16 protein-coding genes are annotated in these 18,016 nt (G+C 32.2%); 7 read left to right on the top strand and 9 right to left on the bottom strand.

The annotated features are described in order from the left end of the window. Window positions 1-114: 114 nt before the first annotated feature. Window positions 115-1,716: a MutS-related protein gene (locus SSP_RS04135; RefSeq protein WP_041784785.1), complete on the bottom strand. Its 1,602-nt coding sequence runs from the start codon at window positions 1,714-1,716 to the stop codon at window positions 115-117. 364 nt (window positions 1,717-2,080) lie between these two features. Beyond that, entirely contained in the window at window positions 2,081-4,009 is a 1,929-nt protein-coding gene (abc-f, locus tag SSP_RS04140; RefSeq protein ID WP_011302722.1) for a ribosomal protection-like ABC-F family protein, read from the bottom strand. A gap of 145 nt (window positions 4,010-4,154) precedes the next feature. Here abc-f and SSP_RS04145 point away from each other — a divergent pair, with 145 nt between their 5' ends. The 6 genes from SSP_RS04145 to SSP_RS04170 all read left to right on the top strand — a co-directional run bounded on the left by SSP_RS04145 (window position 4,155) and on the right by SSP_RS04170 (window position 9,980). After that, the gene (locus SSP_RS04145; protein ID WP_002482775.1) at window positions 4,155-4,802 is read left to right on the top strand and encodes a redox-sensing transcriptional repressor Rex; all 648 of its coding nucleotides are present in this window, start codon (window positions 4,155-4,157) and stop codon (window positions 4,800-4,802) included. Between the two features lie 215 nt (window positions 4,803-5,017). Further along, window positions 5,018-6,100, top strand: coding sequence for a YeeE/YedE family protein (locus SSP_RS04150; protein ID WP_011302724.1), 1,083 nt, complete (start codon window positions 5,018-5,020; stop codon window positions 6,098-6,100). A 21-nt stretch (window positions 6,101-6,121) separates the two neighbouring features. Then, window positions 6,122-6,346, top strand: a complete 225-nt coding sequence (locus tag SSP_RS04155; protein ID WP_002482777.1) for a sulfurtransferase TusA family protein — start codon at window positions 6,122-6,124, stop codon at window positions 6,344-6,346. Window positions 6,347-6,491: 145 nt separating this feature from the next. Beyond that, window positions 6,492-7,445 carry a LacI family DNA-binding transcriptional regulator gene (locus SSP_RS04160; RefSeq protein WP_011302725.1) on the top strand — a complete coding sequence of 318 codons (954 nt, stop codon included), beginning with the start codon at window positions 6,492-6,494 and terminating at the stop codon, window positions 7,443-7,445. Window positions 7,446-7,530: 85 nt separating this feature from the next. Further along, on the top strand, window positions 7,531-9,015 hold the full coding sequence (locus SSP_RS04165; RefSeq protein ID WP_011302726.1) for a sucrose-6-phosphate hydrolase: 1,485 nt from the start codon (window positions 7,531-7,533) through the stop codon (window positions 9,013-9,015). Continuing rightward, window positions 9,012-9,980, top strand: coding sequence for a carbohydrate kinase family protein (locus SSP_RS04170; RefSeq protein ID WP_011302727.1), 969 nt, complete (start codon window positions 9,012-9,014; stop codon window positions 9,978-9,980). Before SSP_RS04165 ends, SSP_RS04170 begins: the two co-directional genes overlap by 4 nt. 76 nt (window positions 9,981-10,056) lie before the next feature. Here the strand turns inward: SSP_RS04170 and agrA are convergent, their stop codons facing one another. From agrA to SSP_RS04200, 6 genes are all read right to left on the bottom strand, one after another. Next, complete coding sequence (agrA, locus tag SSP_RS04175) at window positions 10,057-10,773, bottom strand: quorum-sensing response regulator AgrA (protein ID WP_002482781.1); 717 nt, start codon at window positions 10,771-10,773, stop codon at window positions 10,057-10,059. A 12-nt stretch (window positions 10,774-10,785) separates the two neighbouring features. Next, window positions 10,786-12,081 (bottom strand): quorum-sensing sensor histidine kinase AgrC, encoded by a 1,296-nt coding sequence (agrC, locus tag SSP_RS04180; protein ID WP_011302728.1) that lies wholly within the window; start codon window positions 12,079-12,081, stop codon window positions 10,786-10,788. 25 nt (window positions 12,082-12,106) lie between these two features. After that, window positions 12,107-12,268 (bottom strand): cyclic lactone autoinducer peptide AgrD, encoded by a 162-nt coding sequence (agrD, locus tag SSP_RS04185; RefSeq protein WP_002482783.1) that lies wholly within the window; start codon window positions 12,266-12,268, stop codon window positions 12,107-12,109. Window positions 12,269-12,270: 2 nt separating this feature from the next. After that, a complete protein-coding gene (locus SSP_RS04190; RefSeq protein WP_011302729.1) occupies window positions 12,271-12,840 on the bottom strand; it encodes an accessory gene regulator AgrB in 570 nt (189 codons plus the stop codon). 758 nt (window positions 12,841-13,598) lie between these two features. Further along, entirely contained in the window at window positions 13,599-14,384 is a 786-nt protein-coding gene (locus SSP_RS04195; protein WP_011302730.1) for a carbon-nitrogen family hydrolase, read from the bottom strand. Between the two features lie 170 nt (window positions 14,385-14,554). Further along, window positions 14,555-15,184, bottom strand: a complete 630-nt coding sequence (locus SSP_RS04200; protein WP_002482786.1) for a nitroreductase family protein — start codon at window positions 15,182-15,184, stop codon at window positions 14,555-14,557. Window positions 15,185-15,376: 192 nt separating this feature from the next. On the opposite strand from SSP_RS04200, the gene SSP_RS04205 reads away from it, so the two are divergent. Further along, complete coding sequence (locus SSP_RS04205; RefSeq protein WP_011302731.1) at window positions 15,377-17,098, top strand: SdrH family protein; 1,722 nt, start codon at window positions 15,377-15,379, stop codon at window positions 17,096-17,098. Window positions 17,099-17,154: 56 nt separating this feature from the next. Here the strand turns inward: SSP_RS04205 and mroQ are convergent, their stop codons facing one another. Further along, window positions 17,155-17,907: an intramembrane glutamic endopeptidase MroQ gene (mroQ, locus tag SSP_RS04210; protein ID WP_002482788.1), complete on the bottom strand. Its 753-nt coding sequence runs from the start codon at window positions 17,905-17,907 to the stop codon at window positions 17,155-17,157. Between the last annotated feature and the right edge of the window lie 109 nt (window positions 17,908-18,016).

Genomic DNA, 18,016 nt, shown 5'->3' on the forward strand with positions numbered 1-18,016 from the left:
CGCATGTCGTATATCAAATTATAAAATACGCTTAATATTCAATAAGTGTTTTTTAAGTAATGGAGCATATCATGTAATCAAAGTGATTTTTGATTACATGATATGCTCCTATTTTTAATTATTATGATTTGCTTTAGCTTTAGCACGATGGTAAACATGATTTGGAAATTCCATTATGCGTAATAATTCAATCGCATTTCTGGTATCAGCTTTGCCTGCTTTAATTTTAAAATCAAAAGAGATTTCATTATCTGTGATGGATTCATTAAAATGATAATTTGAATAAGTATCTTCTAATAAAGTGGATAACTCAATATCGTGTGTAGCTGCAATGATTCTAAAAGATTGTAAATGATTTAAATAAGTTAATACGGATTCTGATGCTGCAATCCGTTCCGTTGTATTGGTGCCCTTGAAAATTTCATCAATAAATACATATATCTTTTTATGTGATTGAATATCGAAAAGGCGTTTAATCGATTTAACTTCACTCATGAAGTAACTATCTCCAGATAAAATATCATCTTGATTAACCATTGAAGTATAAACAAGCCCTGGTTTGTAAATAAATTTATGCGCTGTTGCAGTATGAATTGTTTGAGATAACACAATATTCAAAGCGACGGCTTTCATAAATGTTGATTTGCCTGAAGCATTAGAACCAGTTAATAAAATATGTTGATCTACCGTTAAGGAATTAGGTACTGCATCAGAGATGAGCGGATGGGTTAAATTTTCAAATATAATCGAGTCATTCTGTGATGGTTCAGGTATGGTATAGTCATCTAATGTTTCTTGCCATAAAGCAACGGCATAATGATTATCGATACTTGCTACATAATCATAACAGGCCATTACTTCATCTTCGTATGTTTTAAAACTATTTTGAATTAAATGGAACAAATGGTAATCCAACATAAATATTAATTTAAAAAGCATTGAGAAAATTGAAGTTTCATCATTCGTATTCACGCGCCCGAGTAATCCACTAAAACGACGTGCTGTCGTAAAATGTTTGAAATTAACATCTAAACTAGGTGTTTGTTCAAGTTGCTGGATTGCATATGCTTTTTTAATAACATTAGATGTATAGAACATTGAATTTAAATCTTGCTCAAATGTCCGTTTTAAGAAACCACTCAAAATCATATTATAAATACAAGCAATGATGGTTAATGGGATTCCAACACTTGGTGATATGAAAGATAAAAGTAAACCTACAATAGGGATATATGTACAAATCATATAGAAGTGATTTCGTTTTATAAATGCAATTTGATCAGGAAAAATTGGATAAATAGATTTTCCGATTTGTGCTAAGTGCAATGACAGTTGATTTCTAAAATGACTATCCGATTTAAAGTGATGTATGAGTGACTGATTATTTACTTCAAACATCTGTCTTAATGTAGCAAAAAGTCTCATTTCACCAATTGCTGTAAAATTAAAATTCATATTTTGGAACACACTATCTAAATTTAAATCGGACCAGGTTTTATCATCGAGTAGTTCATCGCTATCATGCTTATGCTTATATGTATCGAATTGATAACTATAATTATGATTTGGTCTAATGAATGATTCTAATGGTCGTTGTGCTGACCATAACATTTTTATCTTTGTCATTAATTTTTTATTTTCAATGATAGGCATGATGATCGTTAATAATAGGGAGGCTAATATCAATGCAATAATAAACCATAAAATTGCAGGCATAGTTACAAAACTTCCTTTCAATAACTTAAATTTGTACTTATTCATTATGACATTGTCTCATTTGTTTCACAAACTAGATTTGTCTATGACTACATGAGACGAAAATGATGTCAATAGGGAACGTGCGTACTTATCAACAAATAGTGCACAACTTGTGGATAAGTCGGTGCAAATGGTGTGGATAGGGATTGAATTCTGAATTTTATATAGAAATAAACATTACATTTTACTTGTGGATAACTAGGATAACTTTGTGGATAGCTTTTATCATAAGTTTTTTTGTGTGAATAGTTTTGGTGATGAATCATGAAATAAAAAAATGAAAGTAGAAAATTCTACTTTCATTTTTTAATAGGATGAGCGTTTAAATTAACTTTTCTTGTAATTCTGCCCATTCAGACATAACCTGTTCTAATTTTTGTTCGGTATGTTGTTTGGATATTGCTAAATCATTCGCTTTTTCAGGGGTTGAATATACATCAGGTAATGTGAGCTGCTCATTGATTTCATTAATTTGCGCTTCAAATTGCTCAATATCCGCTTCACAAGTTTCAATTTGGCGTTCGATTTGACGTTGTTTACGTTTCTGAGCTTTCTGATCAATATAAGAATTAGTTGTTGATGCTTCTATTTCAAGTGAAGTAGGATTCTCTGAGTCTTTTTTCGCTTGTATTGCTGCTTGCTCTTCTACTTTTTCAATGAAGTATTGATAATCACCTAAATACATCGTGCCACCGTCATAATTTAAATCATATACTTTATTAGCTAGTTGATTAATGAAATAACGGTCATGTGAAACAAAAAGAATTGTGCCCTTAAAATTATCCAAAGCTTGTTCTAACATCTCTTTAGAATCAATATCTAGATGGTTGGTAGGCTCATCTAATATGAGTACATTATTACGTTCTAACATTAATAAAGCGAGTTGCAGTCGTGCTTTTTCTCCACCAGATAAATCATTAATAATTTTTTTTACATCTTCTTGAACGAATAGGAAACGACCTAAAACAGCTCTGATATCTTTTTCATTCATAGTAGGGTATTGATCCCATAAATAATCTAAGATCGTTTTATTTGATTTAAATTCAGCTTGCTTTTGATCATAGTAACCTATTTTTAAATTGGCACCCGTTGTGACTTCGCCGCCTAATTGATCATGTAGACCAGCGATGGTTTTAATTAAAGTTGATTTACCTATACCATTCGGGCCAATAATAGCGATATGATCACCCTTTGTAACTTCGATGTTAATCCCTTTTGTAATAGGTGTATTGTACCCAATCTCTAGATTTTTTATATGGAATACGTCATTACCTGTATTACGGTCGAAATCAAATTGAATATTTGTACTTTTAGCATCAATCATAGGTTTATTAATGCGATCGATTTTATCTAACTTTTTGCGACGACTTTTTGCCATCCCAGTCGTAGAGGCACGCGCAATGTTTTTTTCTACGAATGTTTCTAAGCGTTTGATTTCAGCTTGTTGACTTTCATAGGCTTGCATGCGCTTTTCGTAATACTTATCTCGTTGTTCTATGAATTGTGCATAGTTTCCTACATAGTGTTGTACATCACCGAGTGCTACATCATATATTTGAGTGACAATTTTATCTAAGAAGTATCTATCGTGACTGATGATTACAATGGCCCCGTTAAAATAATTCAAATAACTTTCTAGCCATTGAGTTGTTTCCATGTCTAAATGGTTGGTAGGCTCATCGAGTAATAATAAATCTGGTTCACTTAGTAACATTTGCGCTAAAGATAGTCGGGTCTTTTGACCACCACTAAAATCATTAATGGGTCTATTAAAATCTGATTCAGTGAAGTTTAAGCCATGTAGCACCGTTTTAATTTTACTTTCATATTGATAGCCATCTTGTTTTTCAAATGTGTTTGATAATGACTCATAACGATCAATATGTATTTTATATGCTTCTGTATCGTATTCATTGGCATGTTGTGCAAGCCAATCCGTTTCTTTTTTCATTTCTAGTTCTAATTTTTTCATTGCTTCAAATGGCTTAGACATTTCTTCAAATACAGTTTGATTTGTGTCTAAGGTCATTTGTTGTGTTAAGTAACCAAGTTTTAAATTTTTACTTTTAGATACATAACCACTATCATACCCTTCGACGCCAGCGATTATTTTCATTAATGTTGATTTTCCAGCTCCATTACGTCCGACAATTCCAATACGTTCGCCCGTTTTGACTTCGAAATCCACATTGTTAAAAATATCTTCACCGTCGAATGACTTTGTTAAATCATTAAGTTGTAATAATATCATCCGATTTGCACCTCTCTATTCAATTATCATTCTACAGTATTCACGCTGTGGTTAAAACTATCATTGTTTATTTTTATGATGCATTCATGTATAATGTTGTAGTGATTATAAGATTATACAGTATTAGACATTGAAATAGGGGGACATGATCTTGGCTAATCAAAGCGAAAAGATTCCTCGTGCTACATTGAAACGTTTACCGTTATATTATAGATTCGTCAATACATTAAAATCAAAAGGTATAGACAGAGTTAATTCAAAAGCAATTAGTGAAGGCTTAAACATTGATTCTGCAACGATACGTAGGGATTTTTCATATTTTGGTGAATTAGGTAAAAAGGGCTACGGCTATAATATAGATAGCTTATTACATTTTTTTAAAAACGAAATAAGCGAAAACGATGAAATTAAGATTGCAATTGTAGGTGTAGGGAACTTAGGTAAAGCATTATTAACATATAACTTCTCAATACATGATGAAATGACAATAACAGAAGCATTTGATATTCGAGAAGAGGTCATTGGTACACAAATAGGGAAAGTGACAGTTAGTCCATTTGAAAAAATTACAGACATACTATCGCATGAACAGATAGATGTCGTTATTCTGACAACGCCTGAGGAAGCGGCTCAGAAGGTTGCTGATACATTAGTGAAAGCAGGCGTTAAAGGTATATTGAACTTTACGCCTAGTCGTGTACAAACGCCATCCGATGTACAAGTACATCACATTGATTTGGGTATAGAACTGCAATCTTTATTATTCTTTATGAAGAATTATAGTCATAAATAAAATGTAATGAACTAGTTTTTGATAAATACGGCATGTGATAACCATGTGGACAAAGTATTTATGGAAAGCTAGTTTTTTATTTGTCTTCGAGTTGTTAATTATTTTAAAAGCCAGCTGATTTTTAAAATAAATTTTCGTGAAACTGTAAGGTTGAAATTTTATACGAAATCTAATATTATTAATCTTATTGATTTTATCGGGAAAGAGGTTATGATATGACATGGTTAATTATCAGTGGACTGGTCGTAGGCGCTCTATTGGGGTTTGTTATGCAGCGAACACGATTTTGTCTAGCTGGTGGATTCAGGGATATGTATATTCAAAAGAGTAACAAAATGTTTTACGCCTTATTAATTGCGATTTCTGTACAAAGTATTGGCTTATTGCTATTAACTTCAACAAGATTAGTTGAAATACCAGAGTCAACATATCCTATCATTGGTACAGTGATTGGATCATTTATTTTTGGATTAGGTATTATTATGGCAGGTGGCTGTGCTACAGGAACATGGTATAGAGCTGGTGAAGGACTAATCGGTAGTTGGATGGCGTTAATTGCTTATGCATTTACTTCCGCCGCAACAAAATTTGGTTTATTACTACCATTAATGAACGGTTTAAATAAACCTACTAATGTAAATACGAGTATGTCACAAACAACAGGTATTCCAACCTGGGTTTTCGTAATTGTACTCATAGTAATCACTTTATTCTTCGTAGTAAAAACATTACGTAAACCAAAATTTGCAGTACCTAAACTAAAGCAAAAATTCACAGGTATACGTCATTATTTATTTGAGAAAAAATACCACCCATTTGTGGCAGCAATCGCAGTAGGACTTATCGCATTGCTCGCATGGCCGGTGAGTGAATCAACTGGTAGAATGTATGGTTTAGGTATTACAACACCTTCTGCAAACTTGGTACAATTTTTTGTAACGGGTGACTTGAAATTATTGGACTGGGGTGTCTTCCTGGTTCTAGGTATATTCTTTGGCTCTTATATTGCGGCTAAAGGTGCTAAAGAGTTTAAATGGAGATTACCGGATAAAAAAACAATACGCAATAGTATTATAGGCGGTGTGTTAATGGGATTTGGTGCATCTGTAGCAGGTGGTTGCTCTATAGGGAATGGTTTAGTTGAGACAGCGACAATGTCATGGAAAGGCTGGATTGCACTTGCTTCAATGATATTAGGCGCATGGACAATGAGTTATTTTGTATTTATTAGACCAATGAAAAAAGCACAAAGCCAAACTTCAAACACGAAAGTTTCATCACAAACGCAAACATCATAATTAAAATGGAGGTAATACGATATGGTACATGAATTAGGTACAGTTGGAATGGTTTGTCCATTTCCATTAATAGAAGCACAAAAGAAAATGAATACATTAGACAATGGTGAAGAATTAAAAATTGACTTCGATTGTACACAAGCAACAGAAGCATTACCTAACTGGGCAGCAGAGCAAGGTTACCCCGTAACGAATTACGAACAATTAGACGATGCTTCATGGACGATTACAATTCAAAAAGCTTAAATATACATTAAACCAATTTGTTTAATCTAAGGTAGTATACCTTGATTGAAGCAAATTGGTTTTTAATTTAAATAGTATTTAAAGCGATTCCATTATGATAGAATTGATATTGTTCATAATAGTGAAGTAATGAGAGTGAGAAACTATGAAAAATATTGATGATATAGCAAAACTAGCCGGTGTCTCTAAAAGTACAGTTTCTAGATATTTAAATGATGGCTCGGTAAGTATGAAAACAAAAGAAAAATTAGATAAAATCATACAAGAACATGATTATCAGCCGAATCAATTCGCACAAAGCTTAAGAGCACATCGTACAAATATGATAGGCGCTATCATACCAAGAATGAATTCGTTTGCAGTTGATGAAACGATTAAAGGTGTTAAAACGATATGCGATAAACAAAATTATAGGCTATTGCTTAATTACACCAATTTGAATTCAGATTTAGAACTAGATGCACTAGAGACTTTTTACAGAAGTAAAGTGGACGGGATTATCTTTATGGCCACAGATATTACAGATAAACATTTAGAAGTGATTCATAAAATCAATGTACCTGTGATCATTGTTGGTCAAACTCATGAACAATTACATTGTATTGTTCACGATGATTATCAAGCTGGTTATCTTGTTGGAGATACACTGGGAAAACAGGGCTATAAGGATATTCAATTCTTTGGTGTTACGGAGACAGATACGGCTGTAGGTATCTATAGAAAGCAAGGATTTATCGATGGACTTAAAGTTCATGGTATTGAGCCCAGTATTTCGATAACATCTTTTAACTATCAAGAAGCCAAACCAGACGTAGCTAGCGTATTACAAAAATATCCACATTTTGATGCCATCGTAGGGGCGACTGATTCGATAGCTTTAGCTGTTCATAAATATAATTCGGAACATCATATGTCTAAATATATCGTTGGTTTTGGTGGAGATCCAGTTACAAAAATTGTTTCGCCATCTATACATACGGTGAGATATGCTTTTGATTATGCAGGAGAAGTTGCTATGGAAAAATTAAATCAATTAATACAACATAAAGACGTAGAAAAACAAATCACTATTGAAATTGACCATTCGTTTAAAAATTAAACGAAACATGATATTATAAATATGAATAAATGGAACCGGTACCAAAAATGACAATGAATTACTTGAAACTAGGAGGAAGCTCGAAATGGTAGAGTGGACAAAGGAAGCACGTTATCAAAAATATGAAGACGCAGATCAACAATATTTAGCTGAATTAACAGAACGTGTTAATCAATCTAAATACAGACAAACTTTTCATATACAACCTAAATCAGGTTTACTTAATGATCCAAATGGATTGATATATTTTAATGGTAATTATTATATATCACATCAGTGGTTCCCATTAGGACCAGTGCATGGACTAAAATATTGGTATACATATACGAGTAAAGATCTTATTCATTTTAATGCAGTAGGACCAACACTCAAACCAGATACAAACGACGATAGTCATGGTGTATATAGTGGTAGTGCATTTGAATATAACCAGCATTTATATTATATGTATACTGCGAATCATCGCGATGAAGATTGGCATCGAATTTCTACCCAACAGATAGCAAAAATGACAAAGAATGGAGAAATAAAAAAATTTCCAAAGCCTGTCATTTCAGCACCACCTTTTGGTTACACGCAACACTTTAGAGACCCGAAAGTTTATGAAAAAGATGGTACATATTATGCTGTAATTGCTGCACAAAATATTGACAAGCAAGGTCGTATTTTACAATATCGATCCTCAGATATTGTTAATTGGGAATTCCAAGGTGAAATACAAACAAATTTAGATGATTTTGGTTTTATGTGGGAATGTCCAGATTATTTCAATTTAAATGGATATGATATGTTATTATTCTGTCCACAAGGTATTGACGCTGAAGGGGATCAGTTTAGAAATATTTATCAATCAGGCTACATCATGGGACAATATGATATGAATCAATTAACTATGAATCATGGTGATTTTCATGAGTTAGATCATGGATTTGATTTTTATGCGCCACAAACATTTTTAGATGAACAAGGACAGCGTATACTCATTGGTTGGATGGGCTTACCAGAAATTAATTATCCAACTGATGAAGACGGATGGGCACATTGTTTAACTATTCCACGTGTACTTACAGTAGAGGAAGGTAATTTAAAACAACGTCCGATTAAAGCACTAGAAAAGTTACGTTCAAATGAAGAAACTGCTTTGGGATATGCTAATAAATTTACGAAACAGTTACATCCATATGAAGGTAAACAGTTTGAATTAATTATTGATATTTTGGAAAATGAAGCAACAGAAGTATACTTTGAAGTGAGAACGAGTAAAACGGAGACGTCGCTAATTACGTATAATACTAAAGAACAAAAATTAACATTTGATAGAAGTGAAAGTGGACCATTGCCTAATCCTGTAGAAGGTACGTCTCGTAGTACTTATTTAGATACACCTTTATCGCAGTTACAGTTATATGTAGATACTTCAAGTATTGAAATTTTCTGTAACGATGGAGAACGAGTGATGTCCTCTAGAATATTTTCTGGAGAAGATGCAACTGGCATTAAAACATCAACAGAATCAGGACAAGTATACTTACGATTTACAAAATATGATTTGAAAGGTGATACACAATGAGACGTCTACTCGCAATAGGTGAAGCACTAATTGATTTTATACCTAATACAACAGATTCTAAACTCAAAGATGTAGAAGGATTTTCGAGACAAGTTGGTGGGGCACCTTGTAATGTTGCTTGTACTACGACAAAATTAGGTGGTCAGGCAGAAATGATTACCCAATTAGGAGAAGATGCTTTCGGTGATCTTATCGTAGAAACATTAGAAGATTTGGGTGTCGGTACGCAATATTTGAAACGTTCATCTGAAGCGAATACTGCGCTCGCATTTGTAAGTTTAACTAAAGAGGGAGAAAGGGATTTTTCATTTTATCGTAAGCCTTCAGCAGATATGCTATATAATGAAGAACAAGTGAGTCAAATAGAAGTAACGGAACAAGATATACTACACTTTTGTTCAGTAGACCTCGTAGATAGTCCGATGAAAATGGCCCATAAAGCCCTAATTGAAAAAGTTAGACATGCTAATGGGACAGTTGTATTTGATCCTAATGTGCGTTTACCGTTATGGGATAGTGAAGCGGATTGTAAATCAGCAATTCAAGCGTTTGTACCTTTTGCAGATATCATCAAAATTTCCGATGAAGAACTGTCATTTGTGACAGGATATGAAGATGAGAACCAAGCAATTCAATGGCTATTTCAAGGACATGTCCAAGCGGTTATTTATACCAAAGGTGCAGAAGGTGCTGCAATTTACTTAAAGGATGGAACAACAATTGTTGAGCAAGGCTATAAAGTAAAGGCGATTGATACGACAGGTGCTGGTGATGCATTTATTGGTGCGGTGATTAGTAGATTATTGGATAGTAATGAGCGAGATATAATCCAGTTACTGAAGAATGAGGGGCATGCTATCCTAGAATTTAGTAATTATGTTGCTGCTATCGTCACGACGCAATACGGTGCAATAGAAAGTATCCCTTCACTAGACAAAGTGAAAGAAGCATTAAATATTAAATAGGAATTGTTGAAGCAATCAAAAAAGAAAGCCAAACCATTTGTCAGTAATGACTATTGGTTTGGCTTTTTTATGTATATTATATTTTTTTGACATTTCTAACAGATGCATAGCAATGTTCATTATTTTTAAAATAGACAACACGTGACTTAGAGTCAATAGAATCTATATTGTGTCTATTGACGACAAAGCTATTATGACATCTGAAAAATCGCTCATCAAGTTGATCTAATTCTTTTAAATTGCCATAAAACTCAATTTGACGATTATCAAGATGTGCAATCAATCGATGCGATTTAGTAGATGATTCAAAGAACATAACATCATCATATTGGACATAAATCGAATTACTTCCACGTTTTAATTCAATTGTTTCAACACTACTTTCTTTTGAAAGAAGCTTCAATCTTGATTCTGAAGTTTCAAGACAGTCAATAATTCTTGATTTTAATTCATCTGGATCATCTTTAAAAATGAAATCCATCGCGGCTACCTTATAGACAAATGTTAGGTAAGTTAACTCACTGTGACTTGTAACAAAGATGATATTACCTACAGGATCATGTTTACGAATCTCACTAGCAAGTTTGATACCATTAATATCAGCTTCAAGCTGAATATCTAAAAAATAACACCCAATATCATTGAGGTTCTTAGAGCGTTCTAAGATGTCATAAGGATCAGCAGTGGCAACTTCGATTTCCATTGGCTTTTCTTCAATCATGATGTAGTTATTAATAATAGAAACCATGTGCTCACGTTGTCTTTCATCATCTTCACAAATGAATATTTTCATAGTTACACATCCTTATGAATCAGAATTTAAAATTTCTACCTTTTGGATAAAGTAGTTATTATCAATGGTTGTATCTAATAAAACATTTGTTGTGGAATCCGTCAATTCCTTCAGAGTAGATAAACCGAGACCACGATTCTTTCCTTTTGTAGAAAAGTTTTCTTGGAAAAGGGTATGAACTTTTGGCATATTTGGTTCGCATTTATTCATAACGATGAACATAACAGAATCATCTTCGTTTTTAATAAACGCGATACGTATCAATGGGTCATCTTCAATTTTTTCTGAAGCTTCTATCGCATTATCCAGTATAATACCAATAATTCTACTTAAATTAATCGTTGGCATTTCAATTTTTTCAATTGGGTCAGGTACCTCTATACTGATACGGATACTTTTTTCTTGTGCTTGTAATATCTTTGTTGTTAGCAGTCCTTTAATTTCTCGAATATGTAAGTTCTCAAGACCATTGATTTTAATTGCATTCATTTGCATGCTATCTTGCATTGGAAGTATTTCAGATCGAAAATACTTTCTAAGTCCATCCATATCTTCTTCTCTAATAAAATCAGATAAAGTAGATAAGATGTTGACATAGTCATGTCTGAATTTGCGCATCTCATGGTTAATTTTTTCAATTTGTAATGTGTATTTATAATAATTCTCAATTTCTTGCATATTACGTTTGTATTGTATTTGGCGAATAATGCTAAAAGAAATTGTAATGATAAGAATAGCAGTGGTGATAATGACAACTGCATACATAATTGAAATGAATTTTGCATCACCAAAAGACATCTCTCTATTAGGTAAATAAAAGTAAATTAGACCTAAGATAGTTAATAAAAATAGGCTAACTAATGTTAAATATATTTTATTTAACGATAAGTCTGAAACTGATAATTGTTTAATAAAGAATTTTGCTATATAAGCGTAAATTATGGAGAATATAGTGAATGAAATAGCTACAAATAGCATATAAACACTATCAATACCAATTGCATTTACAATCACACTACTTAACCATAAACTTGTAAAGTTAGCCATGTATAAAATGAAAAAACAGATTAATGAAGTAACAACTCCTATAAATTTGTTTTTATAATACATAAGAATTGTACTTGTAAAAAATAAAAATATAACAGATGCAGAAGAAAAAATAAAAAACAAAATGGTTGAAGGGATTATTATTCCAATAATTGAAATAAAATCCCTTTTAGTATAGCGGATGCCGCTAATAAGTTTCATATTGTAAAATATAATAATTGCTTGTAATAATGAGAAAAACAAAGAATAAAAAACTGCCATATTATACACACTTTCTACATAACTATTATTCGTAAAGATCTGTTAATTCTTTTGGAATTTCAGATTCATCAGTATAACCAAAACAAGGATTGATAGTAGATATTGAACCTATAGAAGCAAAGACTTTAGCGAAATAATTTGAAATAGATTTTGAAATAGATTTTGAAATAGATTTTATAACATTCATTATTAATAATCCTCCTTAGGGAAAAATATCGGGAACTGCAAAATAGATATAATCACAATACCTAATAACATTAATTGCTGGTAGGGCTCATTTAAAAAGAGCGAAATTAATAAAAAGATTAATGTTAAACATATTGCTTTAATTTTTTTGCCTCTTCTTAGTCGTTCAGGTATAGGTTGCTTTTTAGTAGCAGAAGGTGCATATATACTAATTATGATTAATCCAACTAGTGCTAAAGTATACATAATTAAAGATGACACTTGTACATACCCGACTATCCAAGGTAGTAAAACAAAATAAATTACACTTTGTATATAACAAAGTAAAGAATTCTTAGCGTGTGCGCCATGCGCAAAGTGTCTAATAAAAAAAAATGTTAAATGAACAGTTAGTGTGTATAAAAACATATGGCAAAGGAGTGAAACACCATAAATAACAATTGTTTTAAAGAAATTATTTACGACAACTTGCATACCTAAACGCATCTTTAAATATTCAATACGGTCCAAGTTATTTCGTTGTTGCAGTTGTTTAGCAAAATTGTCTATTTTAGCATCTATAAATTTTACCATGTTGGTTTCTCTCCTTACTCGTATTATACAATTGTAATTAAGTTTTATGCGTCTTATTGCTTAACTGTATATTTTGAATTCCTAACTGTTTGAAAATCTTATCTGACTAATTTTATCATATTTTTAAAAACATTTAGGCACGAATTTTGTCGAGTTAGGGAATTTTTAACTCTAAGTAGAAAAATCATGGTTAAATGTACTTGTATCACAAAGAAGTGATTACATTTTACAAATCATTTAATCAAATTTTGTTTGAAATTTTTGTTTGAATGATGAAGTTGGTTAGACTTTTGAGCAGGGGTCTAATGAACACACTAATCTTTGTAACTGTACTTTCTTCGTATAGTTGTTATAGTTACACAATTAGTACTCGTTTTTTCAATTAATTGATTACAAACAAGAGGAGGCTGATGTAGTGACAAACCATTTCTCAGCAGTAATTAGTGATTTCGTAAAATAATACTTTCAGGTACACAACGCGCTTAAGCAAATTAAGCAATCCCTAATTTGAATTTGTAGAACATTCCCAGTCTCAATTCAAATATCATTTTAACATTGTCTATAACAGAGACAATTAAAGTTTTAACATGTAAGCTATCGTAAACATCATTCAATTTATCATTTTAAATCGGTAAATTCACTAAATTTTTTCATAATTAATAACATCCCCAAAAATAGATAGAGAAATAACTGTAAAAACATTCCCTTAATAATAAGTTACAAAAACCGTGAGTCCCTCCCAAGCTCACGGTTTTTTATTATTTATATAAATGTGGTCGTAAATTTTTAAACACTGGAATAGTGTCTCTTTGCTTGTCAACTTCCTCCAAATCAATTTCGCAAGTTATGTGGTCAGGTTTATAACCTAATTGTGACAATATTTCGCCATTAGGATTAATGACGATAGAATTACCTGCGTATTCCGTTTGACCATCATCTCCACATCCATTACATCCAATGACATACATATCATTTTCAATAGCACGTGCTTTTAATAGCGCAATCCAATGATCTAATCTGACTAATGGCCATTGTGCAACATAAAAAGCAATTTGTGCATCTTTACGTGCTGGATAACGTAATAATTCGGGGAAACGTAAATCGTAGCAAATGATTTGTGTGACTCTCGCACCATTCGATAAATTAAATGGCTCAGGCACAGCATTACCTGCATTTAAAAAGCTAGGTTCATTCAACATGGGTACTAAGTGTACTTTATCGTAGTTATTTAAAAGTTTTCCGTATTTTGAAACGGCAAAGGCAGTATTATATACTTCATTACTTTTTGCATTTGAAACAGATCCAGCAATAACATCAACCTGATACTTTATTGCAAGTTTAGAAATAAACTCGTAACTACGAGACAATCGGCTATCAGATAATGCTTGAAGTTGTGGTAGGGCATATCCGTTATTCCACATTTCAGGTAATACAACGACATCTGTTTGTGATGTAACATAGTTAGAAAACCAAGTAGCAATTGTTTCTTCATTTAATTCTGTATTTGCTGGTTCTACTTTAAATTGAAAAATTTCTATATTCATATTAATCGCCCCTTAAAAGCTGTTTGTCCCAATATACTAAAAAAATTCTGATAACTCAAAATAAGCACTGTTTGAATAATTTATTTAATAAAAAAAACGAGGTTGGACAATATCATCTATGTCCGAACCTCGTTAATTTTATAGAAAACGATGAATCGCAGGTTAATTTATTATTTTCTAACTAAGAAACGATCTTTAACATCTTGGAATGCTTTTTCTCCAGCTTCGTCACGAATGTTACCAAATGGCATTTGTGCAACAAGTTTCCAAGTTTTAGGAATATCGAAAGCCTCTGTAACTGCAACATCTACCAGTGGGTTATAATGTTGTAAAGATGCTCCGATACCTTTTGTTCCTAATGCTGTCCAAACAGCAAATTGGTGCATTGCATTTGTTTGAGTTGACCAAACAGCAAAGTTTTCAGCATAGTTTGGCATTTGATTTTGTAATCCTTCAACAACGTCTTGGTCTTCAAAATAAAGAATTGTACCGTGCGAATGTTTGAAGTTATCAATTTTGTCAGCAGTTGCTTGGAATTCACGATCTGGACCCATTGCATTTTTAAGTTCTCTTTTAGTAATGTCCCAAAATTTATCATGATTATCATTTAATAATAAAACGATACGTGTAGATTGTGAGTTAAATGAAGATGGTACATGTTTAATGGCATGTTCAATAATATCCTCAACTTCTTTATCAGATATAGAAATTTCTTTTTCTAAACTGTAAATAGAACGTCTTGTTTCAATTGCATTTTGAAAAGTTTCTAATGTTGAAGCATTTTTTGTAAATAATCCCATGTGAAAAATCTCCTTCAAGTCAATTTATTTTATATACCTAGTATAATTATTATATCTTGATTTGTAAATAGATTTTACATAAAATTTCAAAAGTATTAATATTTTCTTTCAAAAACCAACTTTTAATGAAAAAGTATAGTATTTTCTATATACTGTACATAAATATATTTGTTTTTTAATGGAGGTGATGATGTGAAGCGGTATAATGCTCATAAATTTGTGATATCAAGTTTTGCTATTGCTTTAAGTACGTCTATAGTTGCGCACCCGACACAAGCAATAGAACAGCAAGAAAATGAATTAGATAAAAATGCGCAAAATAATAGTTCATCAGTTATTAAGGATGATAATGATGTATTAACTAAAAATAGTGAAAATACAAATAAAAATGATCAAAGCAGTGATGTAGACCGTTCTAATAATGTGTCACTTCCTAGCAATCAAAAAGTATCTGATAGTCAAACTAGAGCAACTGAGCAAACAGATAACACGAGTGAAGTGAATGACGAAGAACGATCAACCGGAGATCCAAATAAACAAAACGAAAAAGAAGATAAACAGTCAGCCGAAGATCCAGATAAACAAAATGGAAAAGAAGATAAACAGTCAGCCGAAGATCCAGATAAACAAAATGGAAAAGAAGATAAACAGTCAGCCGAAGATCCAGATAAACAAAATGGAAAAGAAGATAAACAATCAACAGAAGATCCAGATAAGCAAAATAATCAAAATGGCAGTGATGGAGAATCAGGAGATTCAGAGGATTCCAATAACCAAGGTGGAGGGAGCAAAGAACCGAACTACTCAGGCGGTAGTGGTGGCGGATCAGGTAAGCCAGACAACTCAAATGAAGATGGTGGAGGGAGCAAAGAACCGAACCACTCAGGCGGTAGTGGTGGCGGATCAGGTAAGCCAGACAACTCAAATGAAGATGGCGGAGGAAGCGAAGAACCGAACCACTCAGGCGGTAGTGGTGGCGGATCAGGTGAGCCAGACAACTCAAATGAAGATGGTGGAGGGAGCGAAGAACCACAACAACCAAATGGCAGTGGTGGTGGATCAGGAAAACCACAAAAACCCAATAAGCATGGTGAAGGAAATGGAAAGCCAGAACAGCCAAACAAGGGCAATGGAACTACTGAAAAGCCAGAGAAACCTAATAATTCAGGTGGCAACGCTTATACACCAAGTAATTCAAATAAATCTAGTAATGAGACTGGCAACGCATCGAGCACAGAAACAAATAATCGTGACAGTGTAAATAGAACACATCGCTCAAGTACGCAAAATGATTCAAATAGTCAATCAAATAATGGGAAAAATAGCTCGAATTCGAATAATATAGATCAGCCGTCTATGAATCAAACAACAGAAAATAACCAAAATAGGGAATCGAATGAACACCAATTAATGAATCGATTTAATCAAATGACAACCGGTTCTTTTAAATACAATCCATTTGTATTAAATCAAGTTAAACAATTAGGTAGTAATAAAGAACAAGTTTCTGATAGTGAAATTTCCGCAGTTTTAAAAAAACAAAATTTCGCGGATAATGCATTTTTAAATGAATTACAAAAAGATACAAATTATTTTAAATTCCAATATTTTAATCCATTGAAATCAAGAGATTATTATAAAAATTTAGATAAACAAGTATTGGCTTTGATTACTGGTGATATTGGTTCTATGCCAGATTTGAAAAAACCAGAGAATAAAAATACTACAGGTAAATATGAATATCATACAAGTAGTGATGAAGAAATGACACATACGAAAGATAAAGAAGCCAGTGATACGATTCAAATGAAATTTGAAAGAACTTTATTTGCTTTAATCACAGCAATGCTTATTATTTTTGTTGGTGTGGTTATTGGCTACTTTGTTAGACGCAAGAATGACAAATTAAAATAAAAACAATAAAAGGGAAGTACGTACTAAATGAATCATACGTACTTCCCTTTATATATTTACATTATTAAAAATAAAAGATTAAATATGAATGATGTTGATTCTTGTAGCTCTTTTATCTTTTCTGGTCCAATAAGTACTTGTATGATGACAACAAATCCATTTTGCATCATGTGCACTAAGATAGGAACCCAAATTCGTTTGGTATATACGTATAATGCAGCAAAAATGAAGCCCATACCAAAATAAATTATAAAAAATGATGGATCTGCGTGTGCTGCACTAAATATGATGGAACTTACAATGGCAGCAATTAAAAATTTTATCGTTTTATTTGCATTAATTAAATTGTAAATTTCACCAAAAATAACTTTTCTAAAAACAAACTCTTCAAGTATTGGTCCTACAATTGAAATTAATATGATAAATAGGGGTATTTCTTGTGCAACTTTCATCAGTCGTTCAGTATTTGGACTTGATTGAGGCGCACCAAATACGTACATATTAATCATGCCTGCAAGTATCTGATAAATCATAACAACGAAATAACCAACAATTGCCCAAACAATAACGTAACGTTTCTTTTCTTTTGTTTGTTGCTCTAATCGGGTAGGATTAGAAATAAAGTTATTGATTATAATTATTAAAATAGCAGCTATTATAAATAAACCAACTTGTGTGTATATGTTAGCAAAGACAAGTTCCTTGCTACTTAGATTGTTAAATAGGCCAGCCATATGTAATAAAATAACACCAAATTGTGCTAAACCATAAATAACTAATGTCAATATGGACACCCATAAACGAGACATAATGAACCTCCAAAAATTAAATGATACTTTATTTTATCGCAAAATCATCGTTTGTACAAAATTAAGAGGATAATGGTTTTAACTTGAAAAGTTGACCAAATTTGATTAT

Origin of the sequence: Staphylococcus saprophyticus subsp. saprophyticus ATCC 15305 = NCTC 7292, from assembly GCF_000010125.1 — a bacterium.
GTDB lineage: Bacteria > Bacillota > Bacilli > Staphylococcales > Staphylococcaceae > Staphylococcus > Staphylococcus saprophyticus.

Bases quoted from the DNA above. Each gene is read 5' to 3' on its own strand.
- SSP_RS04200 (WP_002482786.1), bottom strand. From the start codon at position 15,184: ATGGGATTATTTACAAAAAATGCTTCAACATTAGAAACTTTTCAAAAT.
- SSP_RS04195 (WP_011302730.1), bottom strand. From the start codon at position 14,384: ATGAATATAGAAATTTTTCAATTTAAAGTAGAACCAGCAAATACAGAA.
- agrD (WP_002482783.1), bottom strand. From the start codon at position 12,268: ATGAATGTTATAAAATCTATTTCAAAATCTATTTCAAAATCTATTTCA.
- mroQ (WP_002482788.1), bottom strand. From the start codon at position 17,907: ATGTCTCGTTTATGGGTGTCCATATTGACATTAGTTATTTATGGTTTA.
- abc-f (WP_011302722.1), bottom strand. From the start codon at position 4,009: ATGATATTATTACAACTTAATGATTTAACAAAGTCATTCGACGGTGAA.
- SSP_RS04190 (WP_011302729.1), bottom strand. From the start codon at position 12,840: ATGGTAAAATTTATAGATGCTAAAATAGACAATTTTGCTAAACAACTG.
- SSP_RS04155 (WP_002482777.1), top strand. From the start codon at position 6,122: ATGGTACATGAATTAGGTACAGTTGGAATGGTTTGTCCATTTCCATTA.
- SSP_RS04145 (WP_002482775.1), top strand. From the start codon at position 4,155: ATGATCTTGGCTAATCAAAGCGAAAAGATTCCTCGTGCTACATTGAAA.
- SSP_RS04170 (WP_011302727.1), top strand. From the start codon at position 9,012: ATGAGACGTCTACTCGCAATAGGTGAAGCACTAATTGATTTTATACCT.
- SSP_RS04160 (WP_011302725.1), top strand. From the start codon at position 6,492: ATGAAAAATATTGATGATATAGCAAAACTAGCCGGTGTCTCTAAAAGT.
- agrA (WP_002482781.1), bottom strand. From the start codon at position 10,773: ATGAAAATATTCATTTGTGAAGATGATGAAAGACAACGTGAGCACATG.
- SSP_RS04165 (WP_011302726.1), top strand. From the start codon at position 7,531: ATGGTAGAGTGGACAAAGGAAGCACGTTATCAAAAATATGAAGACGCA.
- SSP_RS04135 (WP_041784785.1), bottom strand. From the start codon at position 1,716: ATGCCTGCAATTTTATGGTTTATTATTGCATTGATATTAGCCTCCCTA.
- agrC (WP_011302728.1), bottom strand. From the start codon at position 12,081: ATGGCAGTTTTTTATTCTTTGTTTTTCTCATTATTACAAGCAATTATT.
- SSP_RS04150 (WP_011302724.1), top strand. From the start codon at position 5,018: ATGACATGGTTAATTATCAGTGGACTGGTCGTAGGCGCTCTATTGGGG.